Genomic DNA, 13,685 nt, shown 5'->3' with positions numbered 1-13,685 from the left:
TGCAGCTTGATATTTTAGTCTTCCGGCGGTGTTTCATCATGTTCTTCGTCGTCGTCCACCTCGGAAGGTGTCCTGGTTTCTTCCGTTTCATTCTCAGGGAGCTGTCCGCTGCTTTCTTCGGTCTCAAGTTCATTCTCCGGCGTTTCCACAGGCGCTACAGTCGAAACAACTTCCCCTTCAGAAAGACGGATCAGCGTCACTCCCTGGGCATAGCGGCCGAGTCTGGAAATTTCGCGTGCTTCCATCCGAATAAGAACACCATGAACAGTCATAATCATAATATCATGATCATCGGAAATACAACGCATAGAAACAATGGATCCATTCCGATCTGTTAAATTAATGGCTTTTATTCCTTTTCCGCCGCGGTGCTGCACTTTGAAATCACTGATCGGCGTGCGTTTACCAAAGCCTTTATCCGTTACAATCAACACTTCTTTACCTTCTGCGGAAATGTCCATGCCCACAACTTCATCGCCCTGCGTAAGAGAGATGGCTTTTACGCCTGTGGCGGACCTGCCCATAAAACGGACATCTTCTTCGTTAAAGTGAATGGCGGTTCCGTTTTTCGTTCCGACGATGATATGTTCATCTCCGTGTGTCAGACGAACCCCGTATAATTCATCATCTTCTTTGACATTGATCGCAAACAGCCCGCCTTTACGTATATTGGAGTAGGCTGAAAGCTTTGTACGTTTGGCAATGCCCTGTTTTGTCAAAAAGAATAAATAGGCATCATCAGAAAAAGCCTCCACCGGAATAACGGTGCTGATGTATTCGTTTTTCTCCACCTGAAGCAGGTTAATGACCGGTATTCCTTTAGCTGTTCGCTGCAGTTCCGGGATTTCGTAAGCTTTCAGACGATATACTTTCCCTTTGTTCGTGAAAAACAAAATCGTCTGGTGCGAACTGGTTGTAAACAGATGTTCCACAAAGTCGTCGTCATTTGTTCCCATTCCCTGTACACCACGTCCGCCGCGGCGCTGACTGCGGTAGGTATCAATCGGCATCCGCTTAAGATAACCATGGTGGGAGATCGTAATGACCACATTCTGACGGGGAATCAGGTCTTCGTCTTCGATTTGATTTTCTCCGGCAGTAATGAGCGTCCGGCGCTCGTCATTAAACTTGTCCTTCACTTCACTCAGTTCTTCCCGGATAATTTCAAGAACCCGTTCTTCACTGGCAAGAATCTCGCGAAGCTCCCTGATCCGCTCCATCAAATCGCTGTATTCCTGTTCAATTTTATCGCGCTCCAGTCCTGTCAGGCGCTGAAGACGCATTTCAAGAATCGCCTGAGCCTGTTCGTGCGTGAGAGAATACTGTTCCATCAGACCGTTTCTTGCGATGTCGGTTGTCTGAGAGTTTCGTATCAAATCAATCACAGCATCAAGATGATCCAGAGCCACACGCAGCCCTTCCAGAATATGGGCTCTCGCTTCCGCTTTTTTCAGTTCAAAAGCAGTACGGCGCTTGATCACCACTTTCTGGTGCTCCAGGTAATGGCTGAGGCACTGCTTCAGGTTCAATACCTGCGGGCGTCCGTCAACCAAAGCCAGCATATTAATGCCGTAACTGGTCTGAAGCGCTGTCTGTTTGTACAGATTATTTAACAGGACATTGGCATTTGCGTCCTTTTTCACTTCGATCACTGCACGCATGCCGTTGCGGTCGGATTCGTCACGAAGATCGGTAATACCTTCGATTTTCTTGTCACGAACAAGCTCTGCAATCTTTTCTATCAACCGGGCTTTATTAACCTGGTAAGGAAGCTGATCTACGATAATGGCTTCTTTTCCGCTCGCGTATTCTTCAATATAAGCATTAGCCCGGATGGTAATAGAGCCGCGTCCTGTCTGATAGGCACGCCTGATGCCGGTTCTGCCGACAATCGACGCAGCCGTCGGAAAGTCAGGTCCCGGAATATATTCCATTAAGTCAGGAACCGTCATTTCGGGATCTCTGCTGAGAGCAAGCACTCCATCAATCACTTCCCCCAGTTGATGAGGCGGAATGTTGGTGGCCATTCCTACAGCAATTCCTGCCGCACCGTTAACCAGCAGATTCGGGAATCGGGAAGGCAGGACAATCGGTTCTTGTTCATTACCGTCGTAGTTATCCTGATAGTCGATCGTATCTTTGTTGATGTCGCGTACCATTTCAAGCGAAATTTTGGACATTTTCGCTTCCGTATAACGCATGGCTGCCGCCGCATCTCCGTCAACGGAACCAAAGTTGCCGTGACCGTCCACCAGCATATTCCGGTAGCTGAAATCCTGCGCCATGCGCACCATCGTTTCATATACCGCCGAATCGCCGTGAGGGTGGTACTTACCAATAACATCCCCGACAATACGCGCCGATTTACGATAAGGTTTGTCCGGGGTCATGCCGAGCTCATTCATCGCAAAAAGAATACGGCGATGCACCGGCTTCATGCCGTCCCGTACATCCGGGAGTGCCCGGCTTACGATGACACTCATCGCATAATCCAGAAATGAGGTGCGCATTTCCTGGCCTATATTTATTTCTGTTACGTTCGATTCATATTGATCTGCCATACCTTAAACCTCCCAATTCTGATCCATCCCCAACGTAATCACGAAAGGGATAGAAGAAACAGCATCCATCCCTTTTATGCCGGTAAAACTGTCCGCTATACATCCAGATTTTCTACATAGTGGGCATTTTCCTGAATGAAATCCCGTCTTGGTTCCACCCGGTCCCCCATCAATGTTTCAAAGATTTCATCCGCTTTCATTGCATCTTCAAGCTGGACCTGCAGGACAGACCGCGCTTCGGGGTTCATTGTCGTTTCCCACAGCTGGGACGGATTCATTTCGCCCAGCCCTTTATAGCGCTGATATCCCGGTTTCGGCTGCTCCGGGAGTCCGGCAAGAACCTGTTCCAGTTGATTTTCCACGTATGCATAACGGACCGTTTTTCCCTGTGTTATCTTATATAAAGGCGGCTGTGCAATATAAATATATCCACTCTCAATAAGCGGTCTCATGTAGCGGTAGAAAAATGTCAGCAGCAGCGTACGGATATGAGCACCGTCCACGTCCGCATCCGTCATAATAATAATCCGGTGATAACGGGCCTTGGAAATATCAAACTCATCTCCAATACCTGTGCCAAGTGCTGTAATGATGGAACGAATTTCATTGTTGGCCAGAATCTTATCCAGCCTCGCCTTCTCTACGTTGATAATTTTTCCCCGAAGCGGCAGAATCGCCTGAAAATGACGATCTCTTCCCTGCTTGGCAGAACCGCCTGCGGAGTCTCCCTCTACGATGTAGATTTCGCTGATGGCAGCATCATTGGATGAGCAGTCTGCCAGTTTCCCCGGGAGGGAACTTACCTCCAGCGCATTTTTACGGCGTGTTAACTCTCTGGCCTTCTTCGCCGCATCTCTGGCTCTTGAAGCCATCAACCCTTTTTCCACAATCTGTTTCGCCGTTTCCGGATTTTCAGACATGAATCTGGAGAAGTGCTCGGAAAACAGGGAATCCGTGACCGTACGGACGTCGCTGTTCCCAAGTTTGGTTTTCGTCTGCCCTTCAAACTGTGGATCCGGGATTTTCGCTGAAACAATGGCAGTCAGTCCCTCCCGGACATCGTCGCCGATCAGGTTCGGATCATTTTCCTTGAATAAGTTGTATTTTCTTGCATAATCATTAATCACCCGGGTCAGACCGGTTTTAAAACCCGATTCATGGGTGCCGCCTTCGTGGGTATTGATATTATTGGCAAATGAATAAAGACTGCTTGTAAAGCTCGTATTATACTGAAAAGCAATCTCCACCTGCACTTCGTCTTTTTCCCCTTCGATAAATACCGGTTCGTCATGGAGCACTTCCTTCTGGCGGTTCAGATACTCTACAAAAGAAGCAATACCCCCTTCGTAGTAGTACTCCACTTCCTCTTTATATTCATCGCGGTTATCATTGAACGTAATTCGCAGCCCCTTATTAAGAAAGGCGAGTTCCCGCAGACGGGTGGAGAAAATCTCATAATCAAATTCATCGCTTTCATCAAAAATAGACGGGTCCGGTTTGAAATGGATTTTCGTTCCATGTTTCTCCGTTGTGCCGATTGTCTGTACGTCCTGTTTCGGAACCCCACGCTCATAATTTTGATAATAGATTTCTCCGTCACGATGGATTTCCACTTCCAGCATCTCGGAAAGAGCATTCACTACCGACGCTCCGACCCCGTGCAGCCCGCCGGATACTTTATATCCGCCGCCGCCGAATTTACCGCCGGCATGCAGAATTGTCATGATCACTTCCACAGCCGGTCTTCCCATCTTTTCCTGAATACCTACGGGAATACCGCGTCCATTGTCCTGAACAGTAATGCTGTGGTCTTTTTCGATTGTGACGAATATGTGGTCGCAATACCCGCCCATGGCTTCATCAATACTGTTATCGATGACTTCCCAGACAAGGTGGTGCAGTCCACGGCTGCTGGTCGTTCCGATATACATTCCCGGACGTTTTCTTACCGCTTCCAGACCTTCGAGTACCTGTATCTGACTTTCATCGTACGAATGTTGATCTACTGACAATTTATTCACCTTCGCTTCCATCACTAGTTCCAAGTTTTCTTCACGTCCGGTTTGTTCTGTTCCTCTATTTCAATGACTCTTTATAACAAGGTCTACGTTTTATTTTCCTGATCTTCCGTGTAGTCTTCGTATTCCGAAATGGCCTGAGCCCGCCGTTTCAGTGTCAGGGTGGAAATAGGAGACAAATATATTTTTTCAGTCGTTACAACGACCGATTTCGTCTGTTCTGATGAAATCCGTTCAACATCCTCTTCAGCCCGGGATGATAAAAACTGCTGGGTTATACTGGAGGAATCATGGGTATCCTGATCAACTATCGTTATAACGTCTTTCGAACGGATTACCTTATCTCCGCCTAAATGAATAAACATCCGATCCACCTCATTTCATCTGCCTCAATGTTCCGGCCTGCGCAGTAAATGTCGAAGCCTGTTTTAAGGTTTCGTGTTCGATGCCGTCCACGCTGGTTGTTGTTACAAATGTCTGTACCTTCCCCTGAATCGTATGGAGAAGGTGGGACTGCCTGTTATGATCCAGCTCGGAAAGAACGTCATCCAATAATAATATCGGGTATTCCCCGATATTATCGTGTATGAGTTCAATTTCCGCCAGTTTCAGGGATAAGGCGGCAGTACGCTGCTGTCCCTGGGATCCGTAAGTCTGCACATCGCGTCCGTTGATACGCATCGTCAGCTCATCCCGGTGAGGGCCGGTGAGGGAAAGCCCGCGGCGGATCTCATTCTGGCGGTTCTCTTCGAATTTTTTTCGGACATGCTCTTCTATCTTCGACAAGTTCATGTCTTCTGATACCTCGGTGGTGGGAGCGTATTCCACCTCGAGCTCCTCCTGGTGCTTTGTAATTCTGCCATGAATCTCCCCGGCCCATTCCTGAAGCAGACGCAGAAAGGAAAACCGTCTGCTGATGACTTTCGCGGCCGCCTGGGAAAGCTGTTCCGTAAGGACATCCAGCATCATCTCCTGCTCCTGGTCAGGAACGGGAAACATATTCTTAAGCAGCTGGTTCCGCTGCCTTAAAATTCGTTGATACAACATCAAATCATGAAGGTAGACAGGGCTGATCTGGCCGATCTCCATATCTATAAAACGCCGCCGCATGGAAGGACCGCCCTTCACAAGATTCAAATCTTCCGGGGCAAACATCACGACATTACATGTACCGACATAGCCGCTTAATTTCTGCTGTTCCAGTCCGTTGACTTTGGTTTTCTTTCCTTTTCCGGAAATAATGACTTCAAGAGATAACGGACCGGTGTTCTTTTCAAGTTCCGCTTCAATTCTGGCAAAGTCCTGTTCCCACTGAATCAGTTCCCTGTCCTTTGACGTGCGGTGGGACTTGGCAAATGCCAGAACATAAACGGCCTCCATGGCATTGGTTTTTCCCTGGGCATTCCCGCCGAGGATCACGTTCACTTTATCTTCCACGTTCAACGTGATGTCCTCATAATTGCGGAACTGCTTCAGGCGGAGTTTTTTTATATGCACGATATCCCTCTACGCACGATTAGAAGAAATGGTTATCTTTCCCACTTCTTCAATGTCGATTTCGTCTTCGTGGTACAATTTCCGTCCCCGTCTCTGTTCCGGTTCATCATTTACAAACACTTCAAAGTCGGCCAGAAATAATTTTGCCATCCCGCCGGAATCAATAACTCCGGCTTCCTGAAGCAGCTGCCCCAATGTAATATATTCCGTTTCAATCGTGACTGTCTGGTGCATATCTTTTCCTCCTGCCTCCGGCGGCGTTTCATCTGTATCTTCCACAGCCGCTGTTCCATCAAACTGTAATTACGAACGATATAAGGTTTCATTCCCTATTTTACTAAACTATAACGATAACGCCAAGTAGTAAAAAAAGAAGAGAAACATCCGTTTCCCTTCTAAGAAAAAATTCAGGCTGTTCAGTAGGTTCGTACGGGAGAAAACAAGTGGAGCATCCGGTCATGATCAGACGGACGGATAACAAATGGACTCATAGCCCCGGTAAACATAATATGCACGACCTCGCTGTCAATTACTTTCAGCGCATCCATGATGTTCTTTCCGTTAAACGAAATCCGGAGTTCCTCTCCCTCTATGGAATGACATGTTATCCGCTCTGTTACTTTTCCGACCTCAGCTGAGACAGAACTGATTTCAATATCCTGCCCTTCCAGTGTTTTAAAGTTAATTACATTGTTTTTTGCCTCTTTGGACAGAAGGAGTGCCCGCTCCAGCGAATGCAGCAGATCTTTTGTCGGAATCTCCATCGTCGTCTTGGAATGGTCTGGAATCATATTACTGGTTACCGGATACTTCCCGTCCAGGAGCCTTGAGAAAAACAACAGATGGCGGAATTTAAACAAAACCTGGCTTTCTGTGACTACAATCTCCACTCTTTCATCCGTATCCTCAAGAATCTGTCTTAGCTCGCTCATGCTTTTCCCTGGAATAACGACATTGGATATATCAAGCGGCTCTCCTTCGGATTCAATGGCCGCCTTTCTCATCGCAAGACGATGACTGTCTGTTGCAGTACAGGTCAACTGATCCTGTTCGTTCTCGAGGTTTACACCTGTTAACACCGGTCGTGTTTCCTGAGTGGACACTGCAAAGACAGTCTGCCGGATCATGTCTTTCAAGAGATTTTGAGGAAGCGTGAACGTTTGGTTTTCTTCAAGATTTGGAAGACGCGGATACTCTTCCGGATCCAGGCCGTTCAGGTTAAACACGACGGATCCTGAACGCAGTGTTGTTGCAAATTGATCCTGAACGAGCAGTTCAATTTCCTCTCCCGGCAGCTTTTTAACAATATCGGCAAAAAAACGAGCCTGAAGCACAATGCTTCCTGTTTCTTTAATATCAATATAGTCTTTCTCTTCATCCGCTTTAGGGATAAATGATTCGATGGAAATATCGGAATCACTTCCTGTCAATGTAACGCCTTCTTCGGATGCATCTATCTTAATTCCTGTCAAAATAGGAATTGTTGTCCTTGTAGAGACAGCTTTATTTACATGTTGCACGCTTTGCACGAAGGTTTCCCGATGAATAACAAAATGCATATGACATCTCCCTTATATATTATATTTATTAATAAATACTAGCCGTAATAGCCGTAGGTGTTGTGTATTCTGTGGATAACGCGGGAAACGCCCGGAAATACAGGGTTGTACACATGTGGAAAAACTGTGCACAACTTCAAGAGGTTTTACACATCATGTTTGTATCTTGTCGATAACTTCCTGCACGGTTTTTTGAAGTTCTGTATCGGTGTCCATCATGGAAGCTATTTTTTCATGAGCGTGAATAACCGTCGTATGATCCCTTCCTCCAAATTCTTCCCCGATTTTTGGAAGAGAGGCTTCCGTCATCTCTCTGGATAAATACATAGCGACCTGCCTTGCAAAAGCAATGGTTTTTGTACGTTTTTTTGCTTTCAGCTCCTGGAGTTGGACGCTGAACTGTTCGGCTGTTGTTTTTTGAATGTCGGCAATACTGACTTTTTTAGGTTTGGCGTTCGGTATAATGTCTTTTAACGCTTCGGCTGCAAGATCTGCGTTCATATCCTGATTAATCAAAGAGGAGTACGCCACGACCCTTATAAGAGCGCCCTCCAGTTCACGGATGTTTGTATCAATCTGGTTGGCAATATACAGCATAACCTCGTTTGGAATATCAAGTTTTTCTGCTTTCGCTTTTTTGCGGAGTATAGCAATTCTTGTTTCCAGGTCAGGTGGGGTGATGTCTGTGATCAACCCCCATTCAAAGCGGGAGCGCAACCGGTCTTCAAGCGTTGGAATTTCCTTTGGCGGCCGGTCGCTGGAGATGACGATCTGTTTGCTTTCTTCATGCAGGGCATTAAACGTATGAAAGAATTCTTCCTGCGTTTGTTCTTTTCCTGCCAGAAACTGTATATCATCAATTAAAAGCACATCCACACTGCGGTATTTGTTACGGAAATCGACCGCTTTGTTGTCACGGATGGAGTTAATGAATTCATTGGTAAATTTTTCAGAGGAAAGATAGACCACCCGGGCATCGGGGTTGTTGTCAATCACGTAATGGCCGATGGCATGCATCAGATGGGTTTTTCCAAGACCGACTCCTCCGTAAATGAAGAGCGGGTTGTAGGCCTTGGCCGGAGCTTCCGCAACAGCAAGAGAAGCAGCATGGGCAAACCGGTTGCCTGAACCAATGACAAAGGTATTAAACGAATACTTATCGTTCAGCATACTTTTAGGAATCTCATCCTGCTTATTTTCCGCCGGGGGCGGCATCTTTTTCATTTCGTCTTCTACGGAAAAGTGGTCTTCTTCCCCGGTGTCCGGAATGATAAATTTAACCTGTAATTCTGCTCCGGTTATATCCTGCAGAGTGTCAGAAATCAGTCTGGAGTAACGGTTCTCCAGCCAGTCTCTGGCAAATTCGTTTGGCGCGGTGACGATAATCATATCTTCCTGAATCTCTGCGGCTTTTGTTGATTTCAACCATGTTTCATAACTTGGTTTGCTGACTTTCTTTTGAATGACCGAGAGTGTTTGATTCCATAGATCTGTAATATTCTCCAATATGTACGTCCCTCCTTTTTTGTGGCTGCTGCCGGGATAAAGGGCAAAGAAAGGCCTCCAACTCTTCATGCACGCGGATGGAAGCCTTGCTTGATAACACATGTAAATTGTGTATTTGGCAGGGGAACAACACATACTCCCCTTTGAAAGAACTGTGGACAGTTATCAAGTAATAATAATATGGTAGAAAAGCATCCTGTTCACAGCTTGCACATCATTGTGGATAGATACATCCACGGGGTGTGAATTTTTATCCACACACTTATTCACACATGTGGATAATATTCTCCCTTACTCCACTTATCCAGAGTAAAAACATATTTATCATACCAAAAATAAAACCTGGTGACAACGCCTTTTCAAAAGGTTATCCACAGCATCAATACCTTGTGCACAGAATTTATCCACACCACTAGATTATGTGTGCAACTTGTAGATAACATTGTCTACAACCTTGCTGTTCCCTTGTAACATTTATCCACAGGCTCAAAACACAGTACCAGGACTTCTGAAGAAAGAGCCGGATAAGGGATGAAGACTTGACAACGAAAACCGTTCCTCTATATAATTTACGGGAATGTCCTTAATTGAGATATTCCTCGAAGGAGGTGTACAAATAAAATGGGAAAGCCTACATTTTCGCCAAACAATCGGAAACGTAAAAAAGTACATGGATTCCGTGAACGGATGAGTACGAAGAAGGGACGGCAGGTACTTAAGAACCGCCGCCGCAAAGGAAGAAAAGTTATTTCCGCTTAAGACCACTGATTCCACAGTGGTCTTTTTTCGGAAAAAAACATTTGTTTTTCTTTCATTTCCAGCCGCTGAAGAAACATTCCGGTGTTCTGCAGCGGCTGAAGATACATATAGCAGAAACAAAATGGAGGAGAACCGGGTGAAAAAGGCACATCGTATTAAAAAGAATCACGAATTCAGCCGTATTTTTGAAAAAGGAAGGTCATCAGCCAACCGCCAGTTTGTTATTTATGTCATGGATAATAACGAAAACACATATTACCGGACGGGCCTGACTGTAAGCAGGAAAATGGGCAATGCTGTAACGAGAAACAGAATTAAACGACTGCTGCGGGAAGCACTCCGGGAAATGGACAGCCAGATCGAGGGGGGCAGAGATTATATCATTATCGCCAGAAAACCAGTGGCGGATATGGACTATGCCCAGATCAAAAAGAGTCTGAAACATGTTATGAATGTAGCCGGGGTGTTGAGAAAGCGTGACAATCATAAATGATTCCTTTTTTTTTTCCTGCTTCTCCGCTAGAATATAGGGTGGCTTGTTTCGTCAAGTGTCAGCGTTATCATTAATTTTTTTTCATGAATAAAGGGTTTAAAATTTTTCCAAGGAGGAAACTCATGTGTCTAAGAAACTGAGCTTAGCGGCGGTGCTGCTTGTTGTGATGGTGTTAATGACAGGCTGTATGAATATAAATGAGCCCATCACCGAAGACAGTGAGGGAATCTGGAATTCATTCTTTGTTTATCCACTTTCCTGGCTGATTATTCAAATTGCGGAGATGACCGGTGAAGATTATGGGCTCTCCATTATCATTGTCACTATCTTTATCAGAGTTCTCATTCTGCCGCTTATGATAAAACAGACGAAAAGCTCGGCTGCCATGCAGGAAATCCAGCCGGAGATGCAGAAGTTAAGAGAAAAGTACAGTGCCAAAGATCAGCAGACGCAGCAGAAACTGCAGCAGGAAACGATGGAACTGTTCCAGAAACATAAAATCAACCCTCTTGCCGGATGTCTGCCGATTTTTATTCAGATGCCGATTCTCATTGCCTTTTACCACGCGATTATGAGAACCGAAGCCATTGAAGAGCACACTTTTCTGTGGTTCCAGCTTGGACAGCCGGATTACATTCTGCCGATCATTGCCGGAACAACGACCTTCATTCAGCAGAAAATGATGATGGTCTCTGATAACCCGCAGATGAAGATCCTGATGTATATGATGCCGTTTATGATTACCGCTTTTGCCTTCTTTTTCCCATCTGCACTTGCTTTGTACTGGGTCGTCGGGAACATTTTCATGGTGGTGCAGACGTATTTCATCACCGGACCGGGAGCCAGAAGAAAGAAGCAGGAAAAAATGGAAGCTAAATCCGGAGGGAGTAAATAAAACGTGAAGATCGTTAAGGTTTCGGGAAAAACCATCGAAGAAGCAGTAGCTTCTGCAGTAACGGAGCTCGATGCCAAAACGAAGGACCACATTGATTACAAAGTAATCGAAGAACCGAAAAAGGGTTTTCTTGGGCTGCTTGGAAACAGATCCGCTTTGATAGAAGCGCAGCGAAAACCGGATCCCGCCGAAGAAGCGGATCGCTTTCTGCGCGCAGTGATTGAAGATATGGGTGTGCCGATTCAGGTGGCAAAAGAAGAAACCAGAGACAGAAAGGTTATGTTTCAGCTTTATGGTGAAGATCCCGGGATTGTCATCGGCAGACACGGAAAGACACTGGATTCTCTGCAGTATCTTGTGCAGCTGGCTGCCAACCGGTATGCCGACAAACACATTACCATTGCGATTGATGCCGGGAATTACCGGGAGCGCCGCCGCGAAACACTGAAACAGCTGGCGGAAAATCTTGCTTCCAAAGCAGAACGAACCGGCGGAAAAGTCGAGCTTGAACCGATGCCGCCGCAGGAACGCAAAATTATTCACGCCGCTCTTCAGCGCAGCAGACGTATAAAAACGTATTCCGACGGCACAGAGCCCCGTCGTTATGTTGTTATTGCTCCGGTATGAACGTTCGGTGATTTCTGAAACTTATCTTAATCAGCAGAGGAAACAAACCGCAGGACAAAAGAGCGGAACAACAGGATACGGGTAGATCACAATCCGAACAATGGTATGCCATGCTGTTTTAAGCATTTGCCGTTGTTCGGATTTTTTTGTAAGCAGGAATTTCTAAAACGCCTAAAACGCGGTAGTTTAGATACAGAACGAAAAAGTTGTGCACAGGGGGAGAAATAGGGTGACGACAAGAAGTATATGACTTGTCCACATGTGAATAACTCAAGCCTTTCTTTTTCATATCCTATATGATATTCTATTATGTTAGGGAAACGTAAAAATACCCTGTTAAAAAGGGTTAAATAGAGAAGGAGGGAGACAGGAGGATGGAAGGTGATACCATTGCAGCGATTTCCACACCGTCCGGTGAAGGTGCAATAGCCATCGTTCGTATCAGCGGCATGGAAGCGGCGGCTATCGCGGAAAAACTATACAGAGGGAAAGTATCATTATCTTCGGTCGATTCCCACACGATTCATTACGGGAACGTAGTAAATCCGGAAACGGAAGAGATTGTCGAAGAAGTGATGGTCTCTGTCCTCCGCGCCCCTAAAACATTCACCCGTGAAGATATTATGGAAATCAACTGCCACGGCGGTATAGTATCTGTCAATAAAGTGCTTGACCTCGTTCTCAGCCAGGGAGCCCGTCTGGCTGAACCGGGGGAATTTACAAAGCGTGCATTTTTGAACGGACGAATTGACTTATCCCAGGCTGAAGCAGTGATGGATTTAATCCGCGCGAAAACAGACAGGGCCATGAATGTAGCCATGAAACAGGTGGAGGGCCGTCTTGCCGGACGCATCCGTCGTCTGCGTCAGCAGCTGCTGGAAACAGTGGCTAACGTGGAGGTTAACATTGATTATCCCGAATATGACGATGCAGAGACTATGACACTGAATACACTCACAGACCGGGCCGCTGCTGTCCGTGATGAAATAGATACCCTTCTTACGACGGCGCAGCAGGGGAAGATCCTGCGGGAAGGGTTATCCACTGCTATTATCGGCCGTCCCAACGTGGGAAAATCTTCGCTTATGAACAGCCTTGTGCATGAGAATAAAGCCATTGTCACCGAAGTTCCCGGCACTACCCGGGATATGCTGGAAGAGTACGTAAACGTCCGGGGTGTTCCGCTCAAGCTAATCGATACAGCAGGCATAAGAGAGACCGAAGATATTGTTGAGAAAATCGGCGTGGAACGATCCCGTCAGGCTTTGAATGAAGCGGAGCTGATTCTGCTTGTCGTCAATAGTTCTGAGGTTCTTACCAAAGAAGATGAGGCTCTGTTTGAAGCGATCCGCGGGATGAATGCTGTGATTATCTTAAATAAAACCGACCTCGCGCGAAACATCGATGAAACCCGTATCCAGGAGCTTGCGGAAGGACGTCCGGTCATCACGGCTTCTCTGCTTCAGGACGAGGGAATTGATGAACTGGAAACATCCATTTCGACACTCTTTTTTGACGAAGGAGTGGAGACCGCTGATTTAAGTTATCTCTCCAACGCCCGCCATATCGGTCTTTTAAATCAGGCGAAACGATCCATCAACGATGCGATGGAGGCAGCGGAAATGGATGTTCCTGTCGACATGATACAGATTGATATTACGAGAGCCTGGGAGCAGCTGGGAGAAATTATCGGAGAAAATGTCCATGAGAGCTTGATTGATCAGTTGTTTTCACAATTTTGTCTTGGGAAATAAAAAGGAGGTAAAGCAT

At 46.2% G+C, this 13,685-nt stretch carries 12 protein-coding genes; 5 read left to right on the top strand and 7 right to left on the bottom strand.

All coding sequences use genetic code 11. From position 1 onward, the window contains the following. Positions 1-14 precede the first annotated feature (14 nt). From gyrA to dnaA, 7 genes are all read right to left on the bottom strand, one after another. A complete protein-coding gene (gene gyrA, locus ACFSUB_RS17370; protein WP_380714541.1) occupies positions 15-2,561 on the bottom strand; it encodes a DNA gyrase subunit A in 2,547 nt (848 codons plus the stop codon). A gap of 95 nt (positions 2,562-2,656) precedes the next feature. Beyond that, the gene (gene gyrB / locus ACFSUB_RS17365; protein WP_380714587.1) at positions 2,657-4,594 is read right to left on the bottom strand and encodes a DNA topoisomerase (ATP-hydrolyzing) subunit B; all 1,938 of its coding nucleotides are present in this window, start codon (positions 4,592-4,594) and stop codon (positions 2,657-2,659) included. 71 nt (positions 4,595-4,665) lie between these two features. Next, the gene (remB, locus tag ACFSUB_RS17360) at positions 4,666-4,944 is read right to left on the bottom strand and encodes an extracellular matrix regulator RemB (protein ID WP_380714540.1); all 279 of its coding nucleotides are present in this window, start codon (positions 4,942-4,944) and stop codon (positions 4,666-4,668) included. Positions 4,945-4,954: 10 nt separating this feature from the next. Further along, positions 4,955-6,076, bottom strand: a complete 1,122-nt coding sequence (gene recF / locus ACFSUB_RS17355; protein ID WP_380714539.1) for a DNA replication/repair protein RecF — start codon at positions 6,074-6,076, stop codon at positions 4,955-4,957. Positions 6,077-6,085: 9 nt separating this feature from the next. Next, positions 6,086-6,310, bottom strand: a complete 225-nt coding sequence (gene yaaA, locus ACFSUB_RS17350) for a S4 domain-containing protein YaaA (RefSeq protein ID WP_380714538.1) — start codon at positions 6,308-6,310, stop codon at positions 6,086-6,088. A 182-nt stretch (positions 6,311-6,492) separates the two neighbouring features. Then, entirely contained in the window at positions 6,493-7,635 is a 1,143-nt protein-coding gene (dnaN, locus tag ACFSUB_RS17345; RefSeq protein ID WP_380714537.1) for a DNA polymerase III subunit beta, read from the bottom strand. Between the two features lie 153 nt (positions 7,636-7,788). Next, a complete protein-coding gene (gene dnaA / locus ACFSUB_RS17340; protein ID WP_380714536.1) occupies positions 7,789-9,141 on the bottom strand; it encodes a chromosomal replication initiator protein DnaA in 1,353 nt (450 codons plus the stop codon). Between the two features lie 621 nt (positions 9,142-9,762). Between dnaA and rpmH the strand changes: the two genes are divergently transcribed. The 5 genes from rpmH (at position 9,763) to mnmE (ending at position 13,669) form a co-directional block, all read left to right on the top strand. Then, positions 9,763-9,900: a 50S ribosomal protein L34 gene (gene rpmH, locus ACFSUB_RS17335; RefSeq protein WP_090927328.1), complete on the top strand. Its 138-nt coding sequence runs from the start codon at positions 9,763-9,765 to the stop codon at positions 9,898-9,900. Between the two features lie 136 nt (positions 9,901-10,036). After that, complete coding sequence (gene rnpA, locus ACFSUB_RS17330; RefSeq protein ID WP_380714535.1) at positions 10,037-10,393, top strand: ribonuclease P protein component; 357 nt, start codon at positions 10,037-10,039, stop codon at positions 10,391-10,393. Between the two features lie 124 nt (positions 10,394-10,517). After that, complete coding sequence (gene spoIIIJ, locus ACFSUB_RS17325; protein ID WP_380714534.1) at positions 10,518-11,288, top strand: YidC family membrane integrase SpoIIIJ; 771 nt, start codon at positions 10,518-10,520, stop codon at positions 11,286-11,288. Between the two features lie 3 nt (positions 11,289-11,291). Continuing rightward, complete coding sequence (jag, locus tag ACFSUB_RS17320) at positions 11,292-11,915, top strand: RNA-binding cell elongation regulator Jag/EloR (RefSeq protein ID WP_380714533.1); 624 nt, start codon at positions 11,292-11,294, stop codon at positions 11,913-11,915. Positions 11,916-12,289: 374 nt separating this feature from the next. Beyond that, positions 12,290-13,669, top strand: coding sequence for a tRNA uridine-5-carboxymethylaminomethyl(34) synthesis GTPase MnmE (gene mnmE / locus ACFSUB_RS17315; protein ID WP_380714532.1), 1,380 nt, complete (start codon positions 12,290-12,292; stop codon positions 13,667-13,669). The last annotated feature ends 16 nt before the right edge of the window (positions 13,670-13,685 follow it).

This window comes from Salibacterium lacus, assembly GCF_042684865.1.
Classification (GTDB): Bacteria; Bacillota; Bacilli; order Bacillales; family Marinococcaceae; genus Salibacterium; species Salibacterium lacus.
This window is presented reverse-complemented; position numbering and strand designations above follow the sequence as displayed.